Annotated in this window: 21 protein-coding genes; 15 read left to right on the top strand and 6 right to left on the bottom strand. The window is 58.2% G+C overall.

Annotation, left to right across the window (positions count from 1 at the left end):
• Positions 1–167 precede the first annotated feature (167 nt).
• The 4 genes from prlC to ACIGG6_RS16955 all read left to right on the top strand — a co-directional run bounded on the left by prlC (position 168) and on the right by ACIGG6_RS16955 (position 6,093).
• Positions 168–2,216 carry an oligopeptidase A gene (gene prlC, locus ACIGG6_RS16970; protein WP_399846157.1) on the top strand — a complete coding sequence of 683 codons (2,049 nt, stop codon included), beginning with the start codon at positions 168–170 and terminating at the stop codon, positions 2,214–2,216.
• A gap of 56 nt (positions 2,217–2,272) precedes the next feature.
• Complete coding sequence (locus ACIGG6_RS16965) at positions 2,273–2,521, top strand: YheV family putative zinc ribbon protein (RefSeq protein WP_054641451.1); 249 nt, start codon at positions 2,273–2,275, stop codon at positions 2,519–2,521.
• A 286-nt stretch (positions 2,522–2,807) separates the two neighbouring features.
• The gene (locus ACIGG6_RS16960) at positions 2,808–3,788 is read left to right on the top strand and encodes a TAXI family TRAP transporter solute-binding subunit (RefSeq protein ID WP_253505152.1); all 981 of its coding nucleotides are present in this window, start codon (positions 2,808–2,810) and stop codon (positions 3,786–3,788) included.
• 100 nt (positions 3,789–3,888) lie between these two features.
• Complete coding sequence (locus ACIGG6_RS16955) at positions 3,889–6,093, top strand: TRAP transporter permease (RefSeq protein WP_399846153.1); 2,205 nt, start codon at positions 3,889–3,891, stop codon at positions 6,091–6,093.
• Between the two features lie 88 nt (positions 6,094–6,181).
• On the opposite strand, the gene ACIGG6_RS16950 is transcribed toward ACIGG6_RS16955, so the two are convergent.
• Both ACIGG6_RS16950 and metF read right to left on the bottom strand, forming a co-directional pair.
• On the bottom strand, positions 6,182–7,393 hold the full coding sequence (locus ACIGG6_RS16950; RefSeq protein ID WP_399846151.1) for an ArsB/NhaD family transporter: 1,212 nt from the start codon (positions 7,391–7,393) through the stop codon (positions 6,182–6,184).
• 148 nt (positions 7,394–7,541) lie between these two features.
• Positions 7,542–8,381 (bottom strand): methylenetetrahydrofolate reductase [NAD(P)H], encoded by an 840-nt coding sequence (gene metF / locus ACIGG6_RS16945; protein WP_159340564.1) that lies wholly within the window; start codon positions 8,379–8,381, stop codon positions 7,542–7,544.
• A 140-nt stretch (positions 8,382–8,521) separates the two neighbouring features.
• Between metF and ACIGG6_RS16940 the strand changes: the two genes are divergently transcribed.
• Complete coding sequence (locus ACIGG6_RS16940) at positions 8,522–9,457, top strand: AEC family transporter (protein ID WP_399846149.1); 936 nt, start codon at positions 8,522–8,524, stop codon at positions 9,455–9,457.
• On the opposite strand, the gene ligB is transcribed toward ACIGG6_RS16940, so the two are convergent.
• Both ligB and metK read right to left on the bottom strand, forming a co-directional pair.
• The gene (ligB, locus tag ACIGG6_RS16935) at positions 9,454–11,136 is read right to left on the bottom strand and encodes an NAD-dependent DNA ligase LigB (protein WP_399846146.1); all 1,683 of its coding nucleotides are present in this window, start codon (positions 11,134–11,136) and stop codon (positions 9,454–9,456) included. The two genes, ACIGG6_RS16940 and ligB, sit on opposite strands and share 4 nt — an antisense overlap.
• A 205-nt stretch (positions 11,137–11,341) precedes the next feature.
• Positions 11,342–12,562, bottom strand: coding sequence for a methionine adenosyltransferase (gene metK / locus ACIGG6_RS16930; protein WP_044630435.1), 1,221 nt, complete (start codon positions 12,560–12,562; stop codon positions 11,342–11,344).
• Between the two features lie 246 nt (positions 12,563–12,808).
• Between metK and tkt the strand changes: the two genes are divergently transcribed.
• From tkt to ACIGG6_RS16895, 7 genes are all read left to right on the top strand, one after another.
• Positions 12,809–14,800 carry a transketolase gene (tkt, locus tag ACIGG6_RS16925; RefSeq protein ID WP_399846142.1) on the top strand — a complete coding sequence of 664 codons (1,992 nt, stop codon included), beginning with the start codon at positions 12,809–12,811 and terminating at the stop codon, positions 14,798–14,800.
• Between the two features lie 36 nt (positions 14,801–14,836).
• Positions 14,837–15,190 (top strand): CidA/LrgA family protein, encoded by a 354-nt coding sequence (locus tag ACIGG6_RS16920; RefSeq protein WP_083023722.1) that lies wholly within the window; start codon positions 14,837–14,839, stop codon positions 15,188–15,190.
• Complete coding sequence (locus tag ACIGG6_RS16915; protein ID WP_159340558.1) at positions 15,180–15,902, top strand: LrgB family protein; 723 nt, start codon at positions 15,180–15,182, stop codon at positions 15,900–15,902. The genes ACIGG6_RS16920 and ACIGG6_RS16915 overlap by 11 nt, the downstream gene beginning before the upstream one ends.
• Before the next feature lie 59 nt (positions 15,903–15,961).
• Positions 15,962–16,990 carry a type I glyceraldehyde-3-phosphate dehydrogenase gene (locus ACIGG6_RS16910; RefSeq protein ID WP_074211222.1) on the top strand — a complete coding sequence of 343 codons (1,029 nt, stop codon included), beginning with the start codon at positions 15,962–15,964 and terminating at the stop codon, positions 16,988–16,990.
• Positions 16,991–17,049: 59 nt separating this feature from the next.
• Entirely contained in the window at positions 17,050–18,219 is a 1,170-nt protein-coding gene (locus ACIGG6_RS16905) for a phosphoglycerate kinase (protein WP_399846137.1), read from the top strand.
• Positions 18,220–18,284: 65 nt separating this feature from the next.
• Positions 18,285–19,349, top strand: a complete 1,065-nt coding sequence (gene fba / locus ACIGG6_RS16900; RefSeq protein ID WP_062363362.1) for a class II fructose-bisphosphate aldolase — start codon at positions 18,285–18,287, stop codon at positions 19,347–19,349.
• 121 nt (positions 19,350–19,470) lie between these two features.
• On the top strand, positions 19,471–19,815 hold the full coding sequence (locus ACIGG6_RS16895) for a hypothetical protein (RefSeq protein ID WP_253505693.1): 345 nt from the start codon (positions 19,471–19,473) through the stop codon (positions 19,813–19,815).
• 10 nt (positions 19,816–19,825) lie between these two features.
• Here the strand turns inward: ACIGG6_RS16895 and ACIGG6_RS16890 are convergent, their stop codons facing one another.
• Positions 19,826–20,161, bottom strand: coding sequence for a hypothetical protein (locus ACIGG6_RS16890; RefSeq protein WP_399846135.1), 336 nt, complete (start codon positions 20,159–20,161; stop codon positions 19,826–19,828).
• 249 nt (positions 20,162–20,410) lie between these two features.
• Here ACIGG6_RS16890 and ACIGG6_RS16885 point away from each other — a divergent pair, with 249 nt between their 5' ends.
• From ACIGG6_RS16885 to ACIGG6_RS16875, 3 genes are all read left to right on the top strand, one after another.
• Positions 20,411–21,109 (top strand): HAD family hydrolase, encoded by a 699-nt coding sequence (locus tag ACIGG6_RS16885; protein ID WP_399846133.1) that lies wholly within the window; start codon positions 20,411–20,413, stop codon positions 21,107–21,109.
• A 1-nt stretch (position 21,110) separates the two neighbouring features.
• The gene (locus ACIGG6_RS16880; protein WP_054641448.1) at positions 21,111–21,485 is read left to right on the top strand and encodes a translation initiation factor Sui1; all 375 of its coding nucleotides are present in this window, start codon (positions 21,111–21,113) and stop codon (positions 21,483–21,485) included.
• 61 nt (positions 21,486–21,546) lie between these two features.
• A complete protein-coding gene (locus ACIGG6_RS16875; protein ID WP_399846131.1) occupies positions 21,547–22,455 on the top strand; it encodes a nuclease-related domain-containing protein in 909 nt (302 codons plus the stop codon).
• Between the two features lie 8 nt (positions 22,456–22,463).
• Here ACIGG6_RS16875 and ACIGG6_RS16870 read toward each other — a convergent pair whose 3' ends face one another.
• Positions 22,464–23,795: a deoxyguanosinetriphosphate triphosphohydrolase gene (locus tag ACIGG6_RS16870; protein ID WP_062363374.1), complete on the bottom strand. Its 1,332-nt coding sequence runs from the start codon at positions 23,793–23,795 to the stop codon at positions 22,464–22,466.
• Between the last annotated feature and the right edge of the window lie 158 nt (positions 23,796–23,953).

Below are 23,953 nucleotides of genomic sequence, written 5' to 3'. Positions count from 1 at the left end.
ACACTCGCTGATTACGGATACAGAAAGGCGGCAAGACTAGCAGGCGCCTGCCCCCAGGCCAAACGCTTGCAGCGGGTCAAGCATTGAAACAGCGCCTCACTGCCCGCACTGTGTCATCATCAGCGCATGTTTTGTGCGCCCCTAACTTGATTGCTACCGAGGTGCTTATGTCCCGCAACCCGTTGCTAGAGAGCCACGAGCTTCCCCCCTTCGCCGACATTCGTGCCGATCACGTGGTGCCCGCCGTGGAAACGCTGCTTGACGAGAGCCGCGAAGCCATCGACCGCCTTGCCCAGCAGGCGGCGGCCACGCCCCCCACCTGGGAAAACTTTGCCGCCCCGTTGGAAGCAGTGAACGACCGCCTTTCCCAAGCCTGGTCGCCGGTATCGCATCTTAACGGCACCATGAACACCCCCGAGCTGCGCGACGCCTACCAAGCCTGCCTGGAAAAACTCTCTGCGTTTGGCACCTGGGTCGGTCAGCACGAAGGGCTATTCAAAGGCTGGCAGGCGCTAAAAGAGAGCGAGAGCTGGGCAACGTTAACAGGCGCCCAGCAGCGCACGGTGGATAACGCCCTGCGCGATTTCCGTTTGGCCGGGGTCGACCTACCGGCGGATAAGAAGTCGCGCTACGGCGAGATTCAGTCCCGCCTCTCTACGCTTTCTAACCAGTTCTCCAACAACGTGCTGGACGCCACCCAGGCGTGGCATAAAGACATTCAGGATCGCGACGCGCTGGCAGGCGTTCCTGAGAGCGCTCTGGAAACTCTTAAAGCCCTGGCAGACGCTAAAGGCGTTGATGGCTACCGCATTACGCTGGATTTCCCCAGTTTCTTCCCCATCGTCAGCTACGCCGACAGCCGCGAGCTGCGCGAAGAAGTGTATACCGCCTTTGTGACCCGCGCCTCCGACCAGGGGCCCAACGCGGGCAAGTTCGATAACGCCCCCATTTTGGAAGAGATTCTGGCCCTGCGTCAGGAACTGGCGCGCCTGCTCGGCTTCGACACCTACGCCGACTACTCGCTAACTACCAAAATGGCGGACTCCCCAGCACAGGTGCTGGACTTCTTGGAAGACCTTGCCCACCGCGCCAAGCCGCAAGCGAAGGAGGAGTTTGTCGAGCTGAGTGCCTACGCCCGTGATGAGCTTGGCATCGATTCTCTTAAACCTTGGGATGTCGCTTATGCCAGCGAAAAGCTGCGCGAAGCGCGCTACGATATTTCCCAAGAGCAGCTGCGGCCCTACTTCCCTGCGCCCAGGGTTGTCGACGGCTTATTCCAGGTCGTTGAGCGCCTCTACAACGTTCAAATAGAGCAGGATAAAAGCGCTCCGAGTTACCACGACGACGTCCACTTTTACCGCATCAGCGAGCAGGGCAAACCGATTGCCGGTTTTTACTTAGATCTCTACGCCCGTGAAGGCAAGCGTGGCGGCGCGTGGATGGCTGACTGCCGGGTACGTCGTCAAACCGAGAGCGGCGTGCAGCTACCGGTGGCGTTTTTGACCTGCAACTTCACCGCGCCGGTGGGCGGCAAACCTGCTCTGATGACCCATGATGAAGTGACCACACTGTTCCACGAGTTTGGCCACGGCCTGCACCATATGCTGACCAAGCAAGAGGTGGCCGATGTCTCGGGCATCAACGGCGTCGCCTGGGATGCCGTGGAGCTGCCCAGCCAGTTCATGGAGAACTATTGCTGGGAGCGGGAAGGCCTCGACCTGCTGGCGAAACATGTGGAAACCGGCGAACCGCTGCCGGACGTTCTGTTCGAGCGCCTGCAAGCGGCGAAAAACTTCCAGTCCGCCATGGGCATGGTGCGTCAGATCGAGTTTTCTCTGTTCGACCTACGCCTCCATCACGAGCTGGAAGCGCCTTCGGCCAGCGATGTTCAGACGCTGCTCGACGACGTGCGTCGCCAAACCTCTGTCGTTCCCGTAGTCGACTTCAACCGCTTCCAAAATAGTTTCAGCCACATCTTTGCAGGCGGCTACGCAGCGGGCTACTACAGCTATAAATGGGCAGAAGTGCTCTCTGCCGATGCCTGGAGCGCCTTTGAAGAAGCCGGGATTTTTGACCCAGACACTGGCCAGCGCTTTCGCGAAGAGATTCTGGAGCAAGGCGGTGCGCGGGATGCCGCCGAGCTATTCCGTGCCTTCCGAGGCCGCGAACCTAGCGTCGAACCGCTGCTGCGCCATAGCGGTATTCGCGCCGCCTAAGCTGGCTATTTTTATCCGGTGCGGCGGCGTTGCCGCCGCACGTTGGGAGTGTATGTATGTCGAGTATTAAACGTTTTATTGCAGGCGTGACCTGCCCCCGCTGTGCCGCCATGGACCGCATTCGTGCGTGGGAGCAGCACGGCATCCGCTACCGTGAATGCGTGAGCTGTGATTTCTTCGAACAGCTGCCCATTGAAGACGAAGCGGCCCCCGAGCTCACTACACGAGTGAATCAGGTGCGTGATGAGCAAAAAATCCAGGATGTGCAACCGGTTCGCATTCTTGACCCAGGTAAAAACAAATAATGCCCCTCTCTAGCGGTGCAGCGGCTGCATCGCTAGGCGCTAGCCCCCTTTGAAAAGTGTGCGAAAAACCGCACACAACCCTATCTAGAGCGTGCGAAAAGCCAGACACTTAATGGCTTTTGCTTTTCAACCAAAGTTGAAGAGCAAATTTTTAATGCATTGATTTCTATATTAAATCGTATATGTGGCACAAGTATCGCTCTATATAAGCTGCTTAATGATGAAGCACTGGCGGTGTTTACACACGCCAGACGATAATCCCAATAACAGCTTAGGAAATCTCGCCATGCGCAATACGATGCCCAAAACTGTCGCTCTGCTCGCAGGCAGCGCGTTACTTGCTGCAGGCACTGCCCATGCGGACCGCTCTGAATGGCCCACTAACTTTACTGTTGGTACGGCAAGTCAAGGCGGCACCTACTTCGTTTATGGCTCTGGCTGGGCGAACTTCATTGCTGAAGAACTAGACGTTTCTGGCGGCGGCGAAGTCACCGGCGGCCCGACCCAAAACTTGGCGCTAGTGCACAGTGGCGACATGGCGTTTGGCCTAACCACTATGGGTCCGGCGTCTGATGCCATCAAAGGCGAAAGCCCGCTGGCACCTGGCCTAGTCATGGACAACGTTTGCGCGCTGTTCCCGATGTATGAAACCCCGTTCTCTATCGCTGCGCTCTCTAGCTCCGGTATTGAATCTATTTCCGACATCCCCGACGGTGCGCGCATCGGTTTCGGCCCGGCGGCGTCTACCTCTGACACCTACTTCCCGGCCATGCTGGAAACCCTGGGCGTAAACTTCGACCGCCGTAATGGCGGCTGGTCTGACCTGGGCGGCCAGCTTCAGGACGGCCTGCTGGACGTTGTCGCCTTCGCTGCGGGCATCCCGATTCCGGCAGTTAGCCAGCTGGAAGTCCAAACCGACGTGAACATTATTGAGTTTACCGAAGAAGAGCTGGCGACTGTGCTAGACGCCTTCCCGGTCGCTGAGTTCACCATCCCGGCTAGCACTTACACCACGCTGGAAGAGGATGCTCGCGCCGTTTCCATGTGGAACTTCGCGATTGCTGGCTGTGACCTGCCGGAAGACTTCATCTATGAAGTCACGAAAGCCACGATGGAAAACAATGATCGTATGCGCGACGTACACCGCAGTGCTGAAACCAGCATTCCGGAAAACATCGTGCACAACACGGTACTGCCTTTCCACCCAGGCGCAGCACGCTGGTACGAAGAGAACGGTTACGATATCTCTGACGACATGATCAAGTAAGCTCCACGCACCATCGCGCTGCCCCGCTGCCGACCCTGTCGGGCGGGGCAGCGTTCGCTACTGCCCCCTTTCTCTGCTTTTGCTGTGAGGGTGACCTCTGATGAGTCACAATACCGACCAAGACCCCAACGGCCTCAAGGATGACGCCTTAGCTGCTTCATCAACGCCAGAATCGATTGCTGATGGCGTCGATGAAGAAGTTGTTGAGCCCAACCGCCGCCTGTTCGTTGGCTGGCAGTTCCTATTATTTGCAGCACTGGCGATTGCCTATTCAGGTTTCCACCTGTTTTCACTCAACGTGTACCCCATGGAAACCTGGTCGTTCCGTATCGTACACATCGCCGGTGCATTAATTTTGGGTTACGGGCTGTTTGCCGGTGCCCGCTTTGCTGAAGATGACCAGCAGGCCTCCCCTGCTTGGCTGAAATGGGTGAGCTATGCGCTGCTGGTTCCTGCGGTTTACTCGCTGGTGCAAGTATTCTTGATGCAGCAGGCCATCAACGGCGGTGCCATGCGCATCGACCCGGCCGTGGAAACGCTGCACTTTGGCTATCCGCTAATGGCCACCACGGCGGTTGCCATCGTGCTCTCCTGGTTCTACCGCCAAGCCCGCCACCGTTTTAACCCTGCCGACTTAGTGCTCATGGTATGTGCACTGGCCAGCGCGGGCTACCTGCTGATGGCGTTTAACACCAACATGCGGATGTCCACCGGCACCTCGTTTGCGCCTCCTGGTATCTCCTGGGCAGCCATCGCGGGCTCGCTGCTGATTCTCGAACTGACTCGCCGTGTGGCAGGATTGGCGCTGGTCGTCATCTCGGCCGTGTTCCTAACCTACGTCTTCGCAGGCCCCTATTTACCCGGCTTCCTGGGCTACCCTGGCCTGTCGGTCCAGCGCTTTTTTAGCCAGGTCTATACCGATGCGGGGATTCTTGGCCCGACGACGGCGGTCTCCTCTACCTACATCATTCTGTTCATCATTTTTGCCGCGTTCTTGCAGGCCTCCAAAGTGGGCGACTACTTCGTCAACTTCGCCTTTGCTGCTGCAGGTCGTGCTCGCGGCGGCCCGGCGAAAGTCGCCATCTTTGCCTCCGGTTTGATGGGGATGATCAACGGTACATCTGCTGGTAACGTGGTCTCCACCGGCTCCCTGACCATCCCGCTGATGAAGAAGGTGGGTTACCCCGCTCGTAGTGCAGGGGCGATCGAAGCTGCAGCCTCGACCGGTGGTCAGATCATGCCGCCCATCATGGGCGCGGGTGCGTTCATCATGGCGGAAGTGACCGGTATTCCTTATACCGAAATCGCCATTGCCGCGATTATTCCTGCCATTCTTTACTTTGCTTCTATCTACTTTATGGTCGACTTTGAAGCCGCCCGTAAAGGCATGCGCGGCATGCGCAAAGATGAGATTCCGCTGTTCTCCAAGCTAGTGAAGCAAGTCTACCTGTTCGCGCCGATCATCATTTTGATCGTGGCGCTGTTCATGGGCTACTCGGTGATCCGCGCGGGTACGCTGGCCACTGCCTCTGCTGCCGTGGTGAGCTGGATTTCACCCAACAAGATGGGCTTGCGCGCCATTCTAAGAGCGCTGCAGCTAGCCGGCACCATGTCTATTCAGATCATTGCCGTGTGTGCCTGCGCGGGTTTGATTGTGGGCGTTATCTCGCTGACCGGCGTTGGCGCGCGCTTCTCCTCTCTGCTGTTGGGCTTGGCGGGCGTTAGCCAACTGCTGGCGCTGTTCTTCGCCATGCTGATCAGCATTCTGCTGGGAATGGGCATGCCGACCACGGCGGCTTACGCGGTGGCGGCATCGGTCGTCGCACCGGGGTTGATCAACATCGGCATCGAGCCGCTGATTGCTCACTTCTTCGTGTTCTACTTCGCGGTAGTGTCAGCCATTACTCCGCCGGTGGCGCTGGCCTCTTACGCGGCGGCCGGTATCTCTGGGGACAACCCCATGGGCACCTCGGTGGCGTCGTTCAAGATTGGCTTGGCGGCGTTTATCGTGCCGTTCATGTTCTTCTACAGCCCGGCCATGCTGATGGAAGGCTCCGCCATGCAGATCCTGCGTGTCGGCCTGACCGCCACGCTAGGCATTGTGTTGCTCTCGGGCATGGTTCAGAAGTGGTTCTTCGGTCCGGTGAACTTACCCCAGCGCCTAGTCATGCTGGTCGGTGCCATATTCTTGATCTACGGCGGCATCTATACCGACATCGCGGGCTTAGCGATTGGTACAGTGCTGTTTATCATGCAGCGCAAGCAGCATGGTGGCAAAGGCAAGGCAACGGCAAGCGCTGCTTAAACCGTTACGTTACTAAAGCCAAGCTACGCACTAGCCGGAACCGAGAGGTTCCGGCTTTTTTGTGCGCCTAGCACACGGCGTATGACGCTCAGCGCAGCGTGAACCAGAGCGCTGCGGCCAGCATCGATAGCAGGGTGACAGGCACCCCCACTTTCGCGAATTCTATAAACCCAAGGTGAACACCTTGGCGCTTCGCGCCCTCTGCCACAATCAGGTTCACCACGCTGCCGATCAGCAGCAGGTTCCCGGCCAGGGTCGACATCACCGCCAGCATAACGAGGGTGGGCTCTGACAGCGCAGGGAATAACCCCAACAGCAGCACCACAAAAGGCACGTTGCCAATCACGTTACTGGCCACCAGCGAAATACCCGCGATACTCCACGCATCGCTGGGCAGCCCGCCTTCACCGACCAGACGATTCACTACCGCGCTAGCCTCTGGCAGCGATGCCACGCTGCCCGTGACAATAAACAAGCCCACAAACAGCAGAAGCAGGTTCCAATCGACGGCGTGGGTGTAGCGGTGGCTGGCTACCCGGCGCGACATCATCAATACCAGCGCCACGGCCAGCGCCGACCATTCGCGGGGTAGCGGTGTCGAGAACAGCACCAGCAAGGCAACAGCAGCCAACAGTGGCTTATAGCGAAGGCTTTCTGCCACAGGCGCCGTTGCCAATGGCACCGAAGCTGGGCCACTGAGCCACCAGCGCCGCCGCCAGGCGAGCCAGATGACGCTGTAGGTTGTCATCAGCGCGACCACCGCAGGGACAGCGGCTTGCACGCTGTAATCCCAAAACGCTAAGTCGCCCGCCTGACCAATCAAAATATTCTGCGGGTTGCCTATCAGGCTAGCTGCCGATCCGGCGTTACAGGACATCGCCAGGGCCAACAAAAATGGGCGTGGATCTAGCCCCCGCGCCAGCAGGGTCTGGCACAGCAGCGGTGTCAGCGCAAAAGCGACAATATCGTTGACCAGCAGCGCCGATAGCACGCCGCCTAACAGCACCACTCCGAGTAGCAGCTTGCTGGGATGCTCCGCATACCGCGCCATCCACTCTGACAGCTGGTGATACACCCCTGAAAAGCCAAACTGCGCCGACACCAGCATGAGCGCCATAAGCAGCACCAGCGCGCCGATGTCGATATGGCCTGCAATCTCCTCCAACTGAACGGTGCCGGTCACCAGCAGCACACACGCCGCCGCGAGGGCCATCCAAGAGCGGTCTACCTGCAGGCCAGGCAATCGGCCCACTGCCATTCCCAGGTAGGTTAATGCGAACATGGCAGTGATCAACCACATCGTGTGGTGCTCCTTCTCAAAGCGCAAAACGAGCAGGCATCATACGGCGCGTGCCGAACGCCACAAAGCGCTAGATACCGGTTAAATGGCCATAAAAAAACCGGCCTGCATCAAGGATGCAGGCCGGTATCATCAACAGGAGACAGCGTTAGCTCAGGTTATCCACCACCTTCAACACCGGGGCTGCCTGATTCAGCGTGTAGAAGTGCAGGCCTGGCGCGCCACCATCGAGCAGGCGTTCACACAGGCGAGTCACTACATCGGTACCGAAGGCCGCAATGGCGTCGCTGTCATCGCCGTAGGCTTCTAACTGCTTGCGAATCCAGCGGGGAATTTCCGCGCCGCAGGCATCGGAAAACCGCGCCAGCTTGGTGTAGTTGGTAATCGGCATAATGCCGGGAATGATCGGCTGCTCGACGCCCAGCGCCCGCGCTTTATCGACGAAATGGAAATAGGCATCGGCAGTAAAGAAGTACTGGGTAATCGCCATGTTGGCACCCGCATTCATCTTGCGGGCAAAGTTTTCCACATCCTTATCGAGGCTGGGGGCCTGTGGATGAGATTCCGGATACGCCGCTACCGCGATGTCGAAGTGGTCGCCTGTCTCATTACGAATGAACTCTACCAATTCATTGGCGTAGCGCAACTCGCCGATACTGGCCATCCCGGAGGGCATGTCACCGCGCAGGGCCACTAGGCTATCGACGCCCTCTTCCCGGTACTGCGCCAGTAAATCGCGCAGCTGGGCCTTTTCGCTGCCGATGCAGGAGAGGTGCGGCGCCGTGGTGATGCCACTTTGGCTAACGGTGCGCACGATATCCCGAGTGCGCGCCTGGGTGGAGCCACCCGCGCCGTAGGTGACCGAGAAAAAACGCGGGTTACGAGCGGCTAGCTCATCACGCACGTGAATTAGCTTCTCCCGACCTGCATCGGTGTTGGGCGGAAAGAATTCAAAGCTAATACCTAACGGATGCTCTTGGCTGCTCATGGTTTATCCTCGCAGTGCGGTAACGTGATCATTATTTAGGGTATTCTCGCTGCTTCGCCGCGCAGCGGCTAATGAAAGATTCCACGGTCGACCTTCAATTCGGCTCATGTTGGCACCACCGCGTCTATCAAGGAGAAGATATGGACTTAGCACCCAGCGCTCTAATGGGCCCGCTGCTTATGCTATTAGGGTATGTGGGGCTCGGCTTTATTGCCGCCCAACGGTTGAAAATAGACCCGCGCCCGATCGCCACACTGCTGGTGTACCTGATTGCGCCGCTGACAATTTTTCGCGCGCTGATGAATGGCGGCCCCACCTTAGAGTATTTGGTGCTCACCCTGGCGATGTTTCTATTGGTCAGCGCCATGGCACTGGCCGTGCGCTGGGCTACCCAACACCGCTTTGGCCCGCAGGAAGGCGCGCTGCTGGCGTTCTCTTCTGGCACCGGTAATACCGGCTACTTTGGGCTGCCCGTCGCGCTGATTCTGCTACCGCCGGAAGGGGTGACGCTGTATCTCTTCTGCATGCTGGGCATCAACCTGTATGAGTTCACGGTGGGGTTTTATTTGAGCGCCCGGGGCCACTTCTCGGTACGCCAGAGCTTGGCCAAAATTGTTCGTCTGCCGCTGGTCTATGCGTTTCTCTTAGCGCTGCTGCTAAACGCGCTCAACGCCACGCTGCCGGAATCACTGATGAGTTCATTAGCGGTCTTTCCCGCCACCTATACCCTGCTGGGCATGATGATCATTGGCATGACGTTAAGCCAGGTCACCCTCGCCGCGTGGGATACGCGCTTTGTGGCGACCTGCGTGGGCCTGCGCTATCTGCTCTGGCCACTGGTAATGCTGGGGGCGGTGCTGGCGCTCCAGCAGTTCATGCCGCTGGCGCCAGAGCTTGCAATGGCACTGCTGCTGCTGGGCGTGGTGCCCATGGCCTCTAACGTGGTGGTCGTGGCGATGGAGCTAGGCATTCAGCCGCAAAAAGGCGCGCTGGCGGTACTCACCACCACACTGCTGGCGCCGCTGTTGATCCCGCTCTACCTGGGGCTGATGCTGCGGCTCACCGGGCTCGGTTAAAACCCATCGACGCCCGCCTGCTGCAGCTGGCGTGCCATGCGCTGTACGTCCGGGTGGCTGAAGAAGGCAACGAGCGCTTCGCCGCGTACCGGGCCAACCCCGGGAACGGCTTGCCAGTCGGTTCGGGAGTAGCCTGTTAGGGTGTACCAGTCACCTAGCTCAGCGTCGCCACCGAGGGGCATTCCCAGCGCCGTCAGCCATGTCGCATAGGGCGCTTGGCGCGCCGCGTCGAACTGTGCCATCAGCGCTGCGGCGGTGGTAGCGCCAATACCGTGGGCCTGTTGAAGTTGCTCCGGCGTCAGTTCCAACCAACCCAATAGTTCCGTAACCACACCGGCCTCCATCAGTGCCTGCCAAGTGCCTTCGCCAATCCCACGCATGCCCAGCTGCTCGCTGAGATAGGTTAAGCGGGCCAGCAGTTGGGCGCTGCATTCTGATGTTCGCTCGGGCGTTAGCGTAAAGCAGCTCAACAGATGATAGCGCTCGGGCGGCGGGGCGCTTAGGGCGGCTCTTTCACGTGTTTGCCACACCACGCTGTCTACCCGGGGAATCGTCAAGCCCGCCAACGTCACCGCCACTTGGTCACCTGGGCGCACGTCCCACTCCTGCCAGCGCTCCAATGAGCCCAGCGACACGCGGCTGATACGCCGCCCTTCCAGAGTTACCGGGTAGAGCCATAGCAACGGCGTTACGCGCCCGGTGCGCCCCACCCGAAACTCGACCCCGCGCACCTGGGCTAGCGCCTGCTGAGACGGATACTTCCATGCCACCGCCCACTCGGGGGGCGATGACGACCAGCTGCGCACGCCAGGGCGCTCAGCCTGTTTTAATACCACGCCGTCGGTGGCAAACGGCAGCGGGCCGTTAAACCACCGTTCGCGCCACTCGGCGGCCGCCTCCTGGCCGCTGATCGAGTGGGTGTAATCGGCCGTATCGAACCCCAGCGCCGTCAGTTGTGCCAGCCGTTCGGTCATCTGCGTCGGGCCATCCGGCCAATCCCATACGAATAATCCGATGCGATTCAGCGTCTCTTGGCTTGGGTCGCGCTGCGCCATGGCACCGGCCACGGCACCTCGGGCACCCGAATCTGGCTGGCGTGCCTGCACGTGATTATCCAACCGCCAGTAAAGCTCGCCCTGCAGCACCGCAGAGACGGGCTCAGGAAGCGTTACGGGCACACCGGGCAGTTGCTGAACCCGCACCGTCCAATCCTGCCCCCGCTCGCCGTCTCCACGGCTAACCGCCTCGACGAGCTCCCCGCCCTGGTAACGCAGCGTCACCGCCACGCCATCCACCTTGGGTTGAATCCATAGGTCTTCGCGGCGGCTGGTAAAGCGTCGAATGCCGTCCTCATCGGCTTTAGTGAGCCCCGTTTGAGCGGCCGGATGCGTGCGGGTACCGCTGCTGCTCGTGATACGGGTCAGTGGCCGATGGGGAGTCGGGGAATCCAAGCAAGCTTGCCAGTTTTCCAACCGTGCCAGCGCTTGATCGTACAGCTCATCGGCAATCAGCGATTCGCCGTTATCATGGTAAGCGCGGTCCCACACTTCGATATGTTCGGCTAGCGCCTGGGTTTCCAGCGCCAGCCGCTCGGCGGGCCAGTCGGGGCACATGTCTGCCTGTGCGGAAAAAGTGACACTCATTAACCAAGCTGCCGCTAGGCTCGCTATTCCTGTCATTCGCCAACCCGACATACGCATCCTCACGTGGTGAACGGGAAATTTTTCAGTCCTTATTAAAGTTAACTTATATGAAACTGACAGAGATGCAATGCGCAGCAAGCCACTCTCGGAGCCGTTTTCGACCCATAAAAAAAGCGCCCCCTGGCGTGAACCAAGGGGCGCTTTTCGCTAACCCATGACGCTCATTGCGCTTGCGGGAAGCTTATAGGCCAGCGGCCTGACGCAGCGCGTCTGCTTTGTCAGTTTTTTCCCACGGGAAGGCTGTAAACGTCTCGGTATGCGTTTCGCCTTTGTCGTCTACCCAGCTGTAGCTGTGCTCGAACGGCTCGCGGCCAAAGTGGCCATAAGCCGCCGTCAGACGGTACATCGGGTGCAGCAGATCCAGCATCTTGGTGATCGCGTAGGGGCGCAGATCGAAGTGCTCGCGCACCAGATCAACGATTTTAGCGTCGTCGATTTTGCCAGTACCGAAGGTGTCGATAGACACCGAGGTAGGCTCTGCCACGCCAATGGCGTAGGAGACCTGAATCTCGCACTTGTCCGCCAAGCCCGCTGCTACGACGTTTTTCGCCACATAGCGGCCAGCGTACGCGGCGCTGCGGTCTACTTTCGACGGATCTTTGCCCGAGAACGCGCCGCCACCGTGGCGCGCCATGCCGCCGTAGGTATCGACGATGATCTTACGACCGGTCAGGCCACAGTCGCCCACCGGGCCGCCAATCACGAACTTGCCGGTCGGGTTGATGTGGTACTGGGTATTGGCATCCAACCACTCAGCGGGAATCACCTGCTCAATGACTTCACGCTTAATCATTTTGCGCAGGTCTTCTTGATCGATTTCCGGGTCGTGCTGAGTCGACAGAACAATCGCATCCACGCCACACGGTTGACCTTCAGCGTTATAGCGGAAAGTGACCTGGCTCTTGGCATCCGGACGCAGCCACGGCAGCAGGCCATTTTTACGCAGCTCCGCCTGACGCTCGACCAAACGGTGCGAGTAGTGGATCGGCGCAGGCATGAACGAATCGGTTTCGTTCGTGGCATAGCCAAACATCAGGCCCTGGTCGCCCGCGCCTTGATCTTCCGGCTTGGTACGATCAACGCCCTGAGCAATATCGACACTCTGCTTGCCAATCAGGTTGATGACGCCGCACGTGGCACCGTCAAAGCCCACCTGAGACGAGGTGTAGCCGATATCGGTAATCACATCACGCACCAGCGTCTCTAGATCCACCCACGCGGAGGTGGTGATCTCACCGGCAATAATGGCAACGCCCGTCTTCACCATCGTTTCACAGGCAACGCGGGCCTGTTTATCCCGGGCGATAATGGCATCTAACACCGCGTCTGAAATCTGGTCGGCAATCTTATCGGGATGGCCTTCGGAAACGGACTCGGAGGTAAACAGGGAATATTCGCTCATCGCGCACTCGACCCTCTGTATGACGGCTGCTCTGTTATGACCGCAGCATCAGCAGGAAATCATGGCAGGAAGTTCCCTGCCCGTATAAAGAAGCGGCACCATCACTTTCACCACCACTTCGGGAGGCAGAGTCTACACGCTGTTGCAAGTTCTTCCCACAACGTGCCCCTGAGAATTTGCCGCCGCCGGGGAAGTCAGCGACAATAGCGCCTTTATTCTTTCCGTTTTCAGGCGAGGAGCACCCCCATGCCGTCCCGTTTTGAGCTGGCCAATGCCATTCGCGCCCTTTCCATGGATGCTGTTCAGAAGGCCAAATCCGGCCACCCTGGCGCCCCCATGGGTATGGCTGATATTGCCGAGGTGCTGTGGAATGACTACCTCAAGCACAACCCCGAAGACCCCAAGTGGGCCGATCGTGATCGGTTCGTGCTGTCGAATGGTCACGGCTCCATGCTGCTCTACTCGCTTTTACACCTAAGCGGCTATGAGCTGAGCCTGGAACAGCTGCAAAACTTCCGCCAGCTGCACTCGCCCACCGCTGGCCACCCAGAGTTTGGCTACGCCCCCGGCATCGAAACCACCACCGGCCCGCTGGGCCAAGGCTTTGCCAACGCGGTGGGTTTCGCGATTGCCGAGAAAACCCTGGCCGCGCAGTTCAACCGCCCCGGCCATACCATCGTTGACCACCACACCTGGTGTTTCTTGGGCGATGGCTGCTTGATGGAGGGTATCTCCCACGAAGCGGCGTCCCTGGCCGGCACTCAGCAGTTGGGCAAACTGATTGCCCTTTACGACGACAACGGCATCTCTATCGATGGCGAAGTCGAAGGCTGGTTCACCGACGATACGGCCAAGCGCTTTGAGTCCTACGGCTGGCACGTGGTGCCGAACGTCGACGGCCATAAGCCTGACGAGATCAAGGCGGCCATTGAGCTGGCGAAGAGCCATGACGACAAGCCAAGCCTGATCATCTGCAAAACCATTATCGGTTTTGGTGCCCCCAACAAGCAGGGCAAAGAAGAAGCTCACGGCGCACCGCTGGGTGACGAAGAAGTGGCACTGGCACGTAAGCAGTTGGGCTGGGAGCACGCGCCTTTCCATATCCCCGAGCCGATTTACTCCGCCTGGGATGCCCGCGACGCCGGTAAAACGCGCCAGCAAGAGTGGGAAGGCCGCTTCGCTCGCTACACCGAAGCCTTCCCGGAAGAAGCGCGTGAATTCAAGCGCCGCATGAAAGCGCAGCTGCCCACGGAGTTGGCGACTGAAGCGCTGATCCAGCAGGCCCAAGAGAAAGGCGACAGCATTGCCTCGCGTAAAGCGTCGTTTGAAGCGCTGAACGTGATTGGCCCGCAAATGCCGGAACTGCTCGGCGGCAGCGCTGACTTAGCGCCATCTAACCTGACGTTCTGGAAGGGCGCGAAAGCGATCACCCCCGACGATGCCAGCGGCAACTACCTGCACTACGGTGTGCGTGAATTCGGCATGGGCGCGGTGATGAACGGTATCGCCCTGCATGGCGGTTTTGTGCCGTATGGCGCGACCTTCCTGATCTTTATGGAGTACATGCGCAACGCCGTGCGTATGGCGGCGCTGATGGGTCAGCAGGCTATCTACGTGTTTACCCACGACTCTATTGGCCTGGGCGAAGATGGCCCGACGCACCAGCCGATTGAGCAGCTCACTAGCCTGCGCACCACGCCGAACCTCAACACGTGGCGCCCCTGTGACGCCGTGGAGACCGCCGCTTCCTGGGATGCCGCGATTAAGCGCCACTCCGGCCCGACAGCCCTGGTTCTTTCACGCCAGAACCTGCCCCACCAGCAGCGTACCAAGGCCCAGCTCGCGTCTATCCAGCGCGGTGGCTATGTGCTGAAAGATAGCGAAGGCACCCCAGAGCTGATCCTGATTGCCACGGGCTCCGAAGTCTCTCTGGCGATGGACGCCGCGGCCGAACTGGAGCAGCAGGGTAAAGCCGTGCGCGTAGTCTCCATGCCGTCCGCTTACCGTTTTAATGGCCAAGACGCTGACTACCGCGAAAGCGTGCTACCCAAAGCCGTCACCAAGCGTATTGCCATCGAAGCTGGCCATGCCGACTACTGGTACAAATACGTTGGTCTCGATGGCCGCGTGATTGGCATGACCACCTTTGGTGAGTCGGCCCCGGCTGGCGAGCTGTTCAAGCACTTCGGCTTTACCGTCGAGAACATTGTTAAACAAGCCAATGAGCTGCTGGGTTAATCCCCTGCTCACGGGTCACGCAGTGCGGGCATCGCGATGCCCGCGCTAAACGGTCTGCTATGGCTAATTAGCTACTGGTTGATCGGAGAAGTGGTCATTCACTTCTCCGGTTTACCCATCTCTTCTGGGGTGGTGGGCATGCTGCTGCTGTGCGCCACCCTCGCTATGATCGGCAGAGTGCCCTCCAGCCTTGCTGCCGCTGCCCAACCGCTGATTGCACTCCTGGCTATGCTGATTATGCCGGGCGTGGTGGGTGTATTCTTTATTCTGGATGAGCTGGCAGGCCAATGGCTGGCCATTGTGGCCGCCCTGCTACTCGGCACGCTGCTCAGCGTGTTCACCACCCTATGGTTACTAACGCGTTTGATGGGACGCAGCCATGCTGACTAACCTGCTGCCCACCTTAACCGCAACGCCTTTACTGGCCGTTGGACTAACGCTGGCCGCTTATTTGGTGGGCAGCGCAGTTTTTATACGGCTGGGTAAGCCCTCCTGGCTGCCCGCTATTTTGATCGCGGCACTCCTTTTGGCCGCAATACTGGCGCTGTTGGGGCTGCCTTACGCCACCTACCAGCAGGGCGCTACGTGGCTAACCGTGCTGTTAGGCCCCGCTACGGTGGCGCTGGGTATGCCGCTTTACCAGCAACTGCCGCGCATCCGTGAACTCTGGCGACCGCTAGCCGCCTGCCTGCCTATTGCTGCTGCTTTGGCGGCTTGCTATGCCTTGGGCATTGCGTGGCTGTTGGGAGCGAGCCCAGACATTTTGGCCTCCATTGCGGCAAAGTCGGTGACCGCGCCTATTGCCATCGGCATCACCGAACAGCTCGGCGGCAACGTGGCGCTGTTAATGGGCTCGCTGCTAGTGACCGGCGTGCTGACCATCCCCTTTGTTAGCTTGGCGGCCCGGCTGCTACGTATCAACGATGAGCGCATCATCGGTTTTGCGCTGGGGCTCAATGGGCACGCCATTGGTACCGTGCGGGCGTTTGATATTAGCCCTACCGCCGGGGCGTTTGCCTCGCTCGGAATGAGCCTAACCGGTATTTTTACCGCGCTGCTGTTGCCGCTGGCGTGGCGGCTAGTGGGCATCGGGGCTGGGTAAGCAACCCCCGGTGAAATACGCTATCATCGGGCCACTTTTTCTAAGAGCCGCATCGCAACATGGCGAACGCTTCCACTAAATATCGCATTGCTATCAATGGTTATGGGCGCATTGGCCAGTGCGTGCTGAGAGCACTGGTGGAACGCCAACACCCAGAACTTGAGGTGGTGGCGATTAATGAGCTTTCTGACCTCGCCACCATCACCTATCTCACCCGTTACGACACCACCCACGGGCGTTTCCCAGGTGAGGTGGACAACGATGGCAGCGCTCTGCTCGTCAACGGCCAGCGCATCCACGTGCTGTGCGAACGCGACCCGCAAGCGCTGCCCTGGGGTGAGTTGGATATCGACCTAGTGTTGGAGTGCTCGGGTAGCTTTAAGGATCGCGCCACCGCCGAGCAGCACTTAACGGCTGGGGCCAAGCGGCTGCTGTTCTCCCAGCCCGCTGAAAACGATGTGGATGCCACCATCGTGTGGGGCATCAACGAGCATGAGCTTGCCCCCACCCAGCGCATTCTCTCTGCGGCGTCCTGCACCACGAACTGTTTGGTGCCGCTGCTTACCGTGCTGGATGAAGCATTGGGTCTGGAGCACGGCGTTACCACCACGATTCACTCGGCGATGAACGACCAGCCGGTGATCGATGCGTATCATCAAACCGACCTGCGCCTGACCCGCTCCGCCATGCAGTCGATCGTGCCGGTGGATACCGGCTTGGCAGTGGGTATCAGCCGCCTGATGCCGAGCCTGGCCGGGCGTTTTGAGTGCCTGCACGTGCGGGTACCCACCATTAACGTCTCGGCCATGGATGCCGCGCTGACCGTACGTCGCGATACCAGTGCCGCCCAGGTGAACGCGCTGCTACACAGCGCCAGCCAGCAGCGCTTACAAGGGGTGCTAGGCTATACCGAAGCCCCCATGGCATCGATCGATTTTAATCATGACCCCCGCTCTGGCATTCTAGACGCCACCCAAACCAGGGTGGCTGGCACACGCTTGATCAAGCTGCTGTGCTGGTTTGATAACGAGTGGGGCTTTGCCAACCGCATGCTGGATATCAGCCAGCGTTTGGCAACGTTTCGCTAATTGATGGGCAGCACTACCTAGCGCTCTTACATTCGCTTGAACACGAGGAAACCGCTCACATGAACGTGCAAAAAATGACCGACCTGCCCCTGGAAGGGCAGCGCGTGCTGATTCGTGAAGACCTGAACGTGCCGATCAAAAACGGCCGTGTTTCCAGCGATGCCCGCCTGCGCGCCGCACTGCCGACTATTCAAGTGGCAGCCAAGGCGGGAGCAAAAGTGATGCTCATGAGCCATCTGGGCCGCCCCACGGAAGGCGAGCCTGCTGAGGAGTTCTCCTTAGCTCCCGTGGCCGAACACCTTGGCGAGCTGCTGGGTAGCCCCGTCAAACTGGTCGACGACTACCTCGACACCGCGCCCACGCTCAGCAACGGCGACGTGGTGCTGCTTGAGAACGTGCGCTTCAATAACGGCGAGAAGAAAGACGACGAACAGCTGGCCAAGCAGTACGCCGCGCTGTGCGATATCTTCGTGATGGATGCCTTCGGCACCGCCCACCGTGCTCAAGCTTCTACCCACGGCGTGGCCCGCTTTGCGCCCACCGCCTGTGCAGGCCCGCTGCTGGCTCAAGAGCTAGACGCACTGGAGAAAGCCTTAGCGAACCCGGCGCGCCCGATGGCGGCTATTGTGGGCGGCTCCAAGGTCTCCACGAAGCTCGACGTGCTGACCGCACTCTCTGATAAGTGCGACCAGCTTATCGTCGGCGGCGGGATCGCCAACACCTTTATCGCGGCGGCAGGCTATAATGTGGGCAAATCGCTCTACGAAGCCGACCTGATCGGTCAAGCCAAAGCGCTAATGGAGAAAGTCTCTATTCCGCTGCCCACTGACGTTGTTGTGGCAACGGAGTTCTCTGAATCCGCAGAAGCAGTGGTGAAACCGGTGGACCAGGTCGCTGATAACGAGATGATTCTGGATATCGGCCCGGACACCGCTGCCCACTTGGCCAGCCTGCTCAAAGATGCTGGCACTATTTTGTGGAACGGCCCCGTGGGCGTTTTTGAGATTGATCAGTTTGGCAAAGGCACCGAGGTGCTCTCCCATGCTATTGCTGACAGCCGCGCGTTTTCTATTGCTGGCGGCGGTGACACCCTCGCTGCGATTGATAAATACGCCATTGCCGACCGTATTTCCTATATTTCTACCGGCGGCGGGGCGTTTTTAGAGTACGTTGAAGGCAAACAGCTACCGGCTGTTGCTGCGCTTGAAGCTGCGGCAAAGCGCGGCTAATACGTAATAATTGAACTTGCACGCTCACTGCACCCGTTCACACTGACAACCTATAAGGTGACCCCATGGCTTTAATTAGCATGCGCCAGATGCTCGACCACGCCGCCGAATATGGCTACGGTATCCCCGCGTTCAACGTCAACAACCTTGAACAAATGCGGGCTATCATGGAAGCCGCCGATGCCACCGACTCTCCGGTGATCGTGCAGGCCTCCGCTGGCGCGCGTAAATACGCGGGTGCCCCCTTCCTGCGCCACCTGATTTTGGCAGCAGTGGAAGAGTTTCCGCATATTCCGGTAGTGATGCACCAGGATCACGGCACCAGCCCTGCGGTATGCCAGCGCTCTATCCAGCTCGGTTTCTCCTCCGTCATGATGGACGGCTCGCTGGGTGAAGATGGCAAGACGCCGATGGATTACGACTACAACGTTGACGTCACTCGTCGCGCAGTAGAAATGGCCCACGCCTGTGGCGTCTCTGTAGAAGGCGAGCTGGGCTGCCTGGGTAGCCTGGAAACCGGCATGGCCGGTGAAGAGGACGGCATTGGTGCCGAAGGCAAGCTGGATATGGAACAGCTGCTGACCGACCCCGAAGAAGCCGCTGCGTTTGTAAAGGCTACCCAGGTCGACGCCCTCGCAATTGCCATTGGCACCAGCCACGGCGCGTATAAATTCACCAAGCCGCCGACCGGCGACACGCTCTCTATTCAGCGTATCAAAGAGATCCACGCACGCATCCCGGATACCCATCTGGTCATGCACGGCTCCTCCTCGGTGCCGCAGGAGTGGCTGGAAGTCATCAACCGTTACGGCGGTCAAATTCCGGAAACCTACGGCGTACCGGTTGAGGAAATCGTCGAAGGCATCAAGCACGGCGTGCGCAAGGTGAACATCGACACCGACCTGCGCCTAGCGTCCACCGGTGCTGTGCGCCGTTTTATGGCAGAGAACCCGTCAGAGTTTGATCCGCGCAAATTCTTAAAAGAAACGGTCACCGCCATGCGTGATCTGTGTATTGCCCGCTACGAAGCCTTTGGCACTGCTGGCAACGCGAGCAAAATCAAGCCGATTAGCCTGGAAGCGATGTTCCAGCGCTACGAGCGCGGCGAGTTGGCTCCTAAAATTAAGTAAGCAGCTAAGCAATTAGCGACGCTAAGGCGGCCTTCGGGCCGCCTTTTTTGTTGCAATGCAGCACAAATAGGCTATTACTAGAGAGCGCCACCCCACTTTTCTTCACCAGGCAGCCCTCACTATGAAGCACTCCCCAATGCCCCTGTTTACTCCGCCCACCGCCATGTTTGATGTGTGGAAGGTCGGAATGATGGGGATGGAACTATGGAGTTCGTCGCTATCCACGATCGCCATGCGTCAACAGCTATGGCAAACACAGCCCTTTTTTAGCCCGTCTATGATGCGCGAAAATCAGCGCATGGTGACCGAAAAAATTGAGGCTAGCATAGAAGCTGGCCTCGTAATGCAAAAAGCGTTTTTCAGCGCGATGAGTGGTCAGTACGCCCCCTGGTGGATTACCAGCCAGAAAGCGATGAAACCCTACCATCGACGCAGTAGCGCCAACTCACGACGCCTCTCCCGCTAACGGCGGTAGGTTACTCGTTATCGTCGTTGCTCTGCTCATCTTCACCGCTTTCAATCGCATCTTCAGCGCTACCGGTTCCGCCGGTGCCACCTTCGGTGTTATCACTATCGTCTCCACCGTTATCGGCGTTTTCTTCCGTCTCTTCTGCCGCTGCCATCTCGGAGGTCTGCTCGTCACGCTGAACAGATCCTGCCTTAATACCGTACTTCTCTTCTAGCGCCGCATCATCCAGCGCTTGGTGCTGCTCGCTATCGGCGTTGGTCTCAGGTTCTGCCAACACGCTAGCCGCAGAGGCCATCAGCGCGGTACCAAATACAAATGAGAGTAACCAAGGGTTGAATCGCATATACATCTCCATTTTATGGTTATTGCGGCGTCGCCTAACCACTATAGCTCTTCTCCTAGCGATTAACATAGATTGCCTTAAAAACCGGGTAGTTAACTTAGTGATGACATGGATAAATGGCACCTAGGGGCGGGCTAACCGTAAAAAATTATAAAACAGTGTTCACAAAGTCCAAAAAATCTCGTTCAATAGCAGTCTAGTCGGCTTAAATTAACGCGAGTAGCGCTTGTAACGCTGCAAGGAATTCCCATGCCGCTTCCACTTCTGCTGTTTGATTGTGATGGCACCCTCGTCGATAGCGAACCCCTGCTTGCTGAAGAGATGGCCCGCGGCCTGAATACAGTGGGCCTCCCGTTTGCCTCCTCGGATTACCTAGGAGAGTTTCGCGGCGCTCGCTTTCGACGTATCGTGGCAGAACTGCAAACTCGCTATGGTGAAGTCGATGCAGACCAGCTAAACCGCATGGAACAAACCATGCGGGCCAATCTGGCAGACCGGTTAGCCAACGAGTTAACCACCATTCCCGGTGCCCGGGAATCACTTGACGCCTTATCACGCTATCCAAGCGCGGTGGTATCGAACGGGCCAGAAACGAAGATCCGCACCGCACTCAATGCCACGGGGCTTAGCCATTACTTTGCTCACCGTCTATTTAGTGGCTACACCGCTAACTGTTGGAAGCCAGAGCCCTGTTTACATCTTCACGCAGCCAGTATCATGGGGTTTGCGGCAAAAGACTGCATTGCGATCGATGACGCCTTAGTTGGCGTTCAAGCAGCTCTGCAAGCGGGCATGACGGTGATTCATTTGAATCGCTTCCCCGATGCCGAAGCAACACCGGAAGGCGCTATTATGATTAGCAACATGTACCAACTGCCTGCCGTTGTTGAAAAACTGACCCACGAGCGATGGCAGGCCGCAATGCTTCATCACTCAACAGAGAAATAGTATGGCTTCATTACGTGATCAGCTAGGTGGCCTTGTTTACTCCACTGAGCATGGCAAAACTTGCCCCGACTGCCGAGCCCCTATTGATAATTGCTGCTGCGAAGACACCAGCGAGCAAGAGCGTCTTGCCGCATTAGATGGCATTGTGCGCATCCGCCGTGAAACCAGCGGGCGTAAAGGAAAAGGCGTGACGACTATCAGCGGTCTCCCACTGGCCCACGCAGAGCTTAAGACGCTGGCCAAAACGCTTAAACAGCGCTGTGGTACGGGTGGTGCAGTTAAAGAGGGCGTGGTTGAAATTCAAGGCGATCATCGCGAAACACTTCGCGATGCCTTAACCTCAATGGGTTATCAGGTAAAATTAGCTGGCGGTTGATGCATCGCCATATAACACGATGCACGACCTTAAGCTCATGGCTAAAGGGCAAGTTACGACAATGGTTTGGTTGGAATACCTACTACCGCTCATCTTCTTGTTCCCCATGGCAGCCATGGGCGGCATTGTATTAGCCTTGCGTAGCCTTCACGATGCCCGCGTACACTCACCCTTTGATGCACCGCTGCGCGAACCTGGTCAGGCCCTTCGTCATAGGCTCGACCAAGCCTTTTCTAGCCTGTTCCTGAATGGCACCCTGGGGCCATTAGTCACGTTAGCGCCGCTAGTATATGGCATGGGCCGTATGCTGTTTGTCGATAAACAAGACTGGGTAGAGTGGGCGCTTTACGGCTTGCTAAGTACCATTTTGGTGCTGGCGTTTTCGCTGCTGCTAGTACGTGACTACCAGCGCATTCGACGCTTAAAGCTGGGGCTTGCCTGCGAATTGGCTGTGGGGCAGGAGTTGGAGCGTCTAGTACGGCCTGAGGCACACCCTTATTACGTTTTTCATGACGTTCCTACTGATAGTTTCACCATTGACCATGTGGTCGTGACCCCCCATGGCGTTTTTGTTGTGGAAACACGGGCTAGAACGCTGGCCATTGGCACCGATGGTAAAGAGCTTAACAGCGTGGCGGTTGAACGTGAGCGTTTGCGGTTCCCACACTGGCAGGAACGGCGACCGCTGCATAAAACGCGGCAAGGCGTTAACTGGCTCAGCCAGTGGTTAGAGCGCCGCTGTGGTGTAACGGTGCCGGTCAAAGGGGTACTGGTGCTACCGGGCTGGGAAATTGATACCAGCGAGGCTTCACCGGATATCCTGGTGGTCAGTGGCGAGCAGCTTGCCAAACAGCTCACTGACATCACTCCAGGGCAGATGAGCGATGCCATTCACGATAAGGTCATCCACATTCTGCTGGAACGTGCACGGCTGATGGAGCTCAAGCATCTCCGCCAGCCGTCCGTTTAATGGATGGCTCAGTCGCCGCGTAAGCGGCCGCCCATCTCTTGAGCAAGATCGACTGCATAGTGGTCGGTCATCCCGCCAATGAAGTCCAGCATTCGCCGGTAACTGTCATAGAGTGTCCATGAGGGTAGCGGGGTATTCTCACCAATTAACGCCAGCACCCGCTGGTGCTTGAAAGAGCTTTGCCCGGTGTGGTGCAGCTCATGGGCCGCACCGATAAATGCTTCTAACAGGATACCCAGCGTGGTGTAAGCACCAATCTCCAGCTTCGCCTTGCGCTCATTCTGGAAAATACGCTCACGAGCCAGCTGCTTGGCGGACTGCACACCCCAACCTAAATCCGGGTGACACAGCTCTAACAAGTCTTCGCTGAGGGTACCGCTGAGTAGCGCCTGCTCATGCTGTACAAATACAGCCCCCACATCGTTTACGGCCCGCTCCATGGCAGCGCCTCTGAGTAGGGCGATACGGCGGCGTTGCGAGACATTTTTACGCTGCATCTCGGCATACTCCGGTGGGAACTCACCGGCAATTTGACGCAGAATCTCAACCACTTCCTCGTAGCGAAGAATGCCCATCTCCAGACCATCTTCCAGGTCTAGCAAGGCGTAGCAAATATCATCTGCCGCTTCGACAAGCCAAGCCAACGGGTGGCGACACCAGCGCTGCTCCCCTTGGGGAAGTAACCCAACCGCATCTGCTACCTCTTTTAACAGCGCCTGCTCTGACTGGTAGCAGCCAAACTTACCCGCACGACCGCTATAGCGTACCGTCCATGGGTATTTCAGCAGCGTGCCAAGCGTAGCCGCCGATAAGCGCATGCCACCGTTGAACTGGTTGTACTCAATCTGGGTAATCACGCGAAAGCCCTGCGCGTTGCCTTCATAGGTCAGCAGGTCTTCGCGCTCAGCCTCTGATAGGCCCTCTAGCAGGCCACTTCCCTGGGCACGGCGAAACCAGTCGCGTATCGCGTACTCACCGGCGTGACCAAAGGGCGGGTTACCGATGTCATGGCCCAGACACGCCGTTTGCACAATAACGCCCAAATCAGCGGGGGTAATCCAGTCAGGGAGGCGGTCACGCAGCAGCTCGCCCACAATCATTCCGAGAGAGCGGCCGACACAGCCAACCTCAAGGGAGTGGGTTAAACGCGTGTGGATGTGATCGTTTTCAGTCAGAGGGTGCACTTGGGTTTTACGCCCCAAGCGTCGGAAAGAGCCGGAAAAGACAATGCGATCATGATCTTTATGAAAGGGGCTACGCCCAATTTCCCGGGTGCTATCTGTTCGTTTATCGTGAAGGCGTCGAGGGGAAAGTAACTGATCCCATTGCATTTGTGTCATAGCGCTCCTCCTTGGAGTTCACATTCTGACATAAAAACGCGGACATAAAACGACAGATAGAAAAACAAAAAACCCAGCCGATGGGCTGGGTTCTTTGCGGTATAAGTGCCTGACGATGACCTACTCTCGCATGGGGAGACCCCACACTACCATCGGCG

This window comes from Vreelandella lionensis, assembly GCF_044543515.1.
Taxonomy (GTDB): domain Bacteria; phylum Pseudomonadota; class Gammaproteobacteria; order Pseudomonadales; family Halomonadaceae; genus Vreelandella; species Vreelandella lionensis.
Note: the sequence above shows the minus strand (reverse complement) of the source record. Positions and strands in the feature narration are given on the sequence as shown.

What these genes read in the sequence shown, in the direction of transcription:
- prlC (WP_399846157.1), top strand. Translation starts at nt 168, where the DNA reads ATGTCCCGCAACCCGTTGCTAGAGAGCCACGAGCTTCCCCCCTTCGCC.
- ACIGG6_RS16965 (WP_054641451.1), top strand. Translation starts at nt 2,273, where the DNA reads ATGTCGAGTATTAAACGTTTTATTGCAGGCGTGACCTGCCCCCGCTGT.
- ACIGG6_RS16960 (WP_253505152.1), top strand. Translation starts at nt 2,808, where the DNA reads ATGCGCAATACGATGCCCAAAACTGTCGCTCTGCTCGCAGGCAGCGCG.
- ACIGG6_RS16955 (WP_399846153.1), top strand. Translation starts at nt 3,889, where the DNA reads ATGAGTCACAATACCGACCAAGACCCCAACGGCCTCAAGGATGACGCC.
- ACIGG6_RS16950 (WP_399846151.1), bottom strand. Translation starts at nt 7,393, where the DNA reads ATGTGGTTGATCACTGCCATGTTCGCATTAACCTACCTGGGAATGGCA.
- metF (WP_159340564.1), bottom strand. Translation starts at nt 8,381, where the DNA reads ATGAGCAGCCAAGAGCATCCGTTAGGTATTAGCTTTGAATTCTTTCCG.
- ACIGG6_RS16940 (WP_399846149.1), top strand. Translation starts at nt 8,522, where the DNA reads ATGGACTTAGCACCCAGCGCTCTAATGGGCCCGCTGCTTATGCTATTA.
- ligB (WP_399846146.1), bottom strand. Translation starts at nt 11,136, where the DNA reads ATGACAGGAATAGCGAGCCTAGCGGCAGCTTGGTTAATGAGTGTCACT.
- metK (WP_044630435.1), bottom strand. Translation starts at nt 12,562, where the DNA reads ATGAGCGAATATTCCCTGTTTACCTCCGAGTCCGTTTCCGAAGGCCAT.
- tkt (WP_399846142.1), top strand. Translation starts at nt 12,809, where the DNA reads ATGCCGTCCCGTTTTGAGCTGGCCAATGCCATTCGCGCCCTTTCCATG.
- ACIGG6_RS16920 (WP_083023722.1), top strand. Translation starts at nt 14,837, where the DNA reads ATGCCCGCGCTAAACGGTCTGCTATGGCTAATTAGCTACTGGTTGATC.
- ACIGG6_RS16915 (WP_159340558.1), top strand. Translation starts at nt 15,180, where the DNA reads ATGCTGACTAACCTGCTGCCCACCTTAACCGCAACGCCTTTACTGGCC.
- ACIGG6_RS16910 (WP_074211222.1), top strand. Translation starts at nt 15,962, where the DNA reads ATGGCGAACGCTTCCACTAAATATCGCATTGCTATCAATGGTTATGGG.
- ACIGG6_RS16905 (WP_399846137.1), top strand. Translation starts at nt 17,050, where the DNA reads ATGAACGTGCAAAAAATGACCGACCTGCCCCTGGAAGGGCAGCGCGTG.
- fba (WP_062363362.1), top strand. Translation starts at nt 18,285, where the DNA reads ATGGCTTTAATTAGCATGCGCCAGATGCTCGACCACGCCGCCGAATAT.
- ACIGG6_RS16895 (WP_253505693.1), top strand. Translation starts at nt 19,471, where the DNA reads ATGAAGCACTCCCCAATGCCCCTGTTTACTCCGCCCACCGCCATGTTT.
- ACIGG6_RS16890 (WP_399846135.1), bottom strand. Translation starts at nt 20,161, where the DNA reads ATGCGATTCAACCCTTGGTTACTCTCATTTGTATTTGGTACCGCGCTG.
- ACIGG6_RS16885 (WP_399846133.1), top strand. Translation starts at nt 20,411, where the DNA reads ATGCCGCTTCCACTTCTGCTGTTTGATTGTGATGGCACCCTCGTCGAT.
- ACIGG6_RS16880 (WP_054641448.1), top strand. Translation starts at nt 21,111, where the DNA reads ATGGCTTCATTACGTGATCAGCTAGGTGGCCTTGTTTACTCCACTGAG.
- ACIGG6_RS16875 (WP_399846131.1), top strand. Translation starts at nt 21,547, where the DNA reads ATGGTTTGGTTGGAATACCTACTACCGCTCATCTTCTTGTTCCCCATG.
- ACIGG6_RS16870 (WP_062363374.1), bottom strand. Translation starts at nt 23,795, where the DNA reads ATGACACAAATGCAATGGGATCAGTTACTTTCCCCTCGACGCCTTCAC.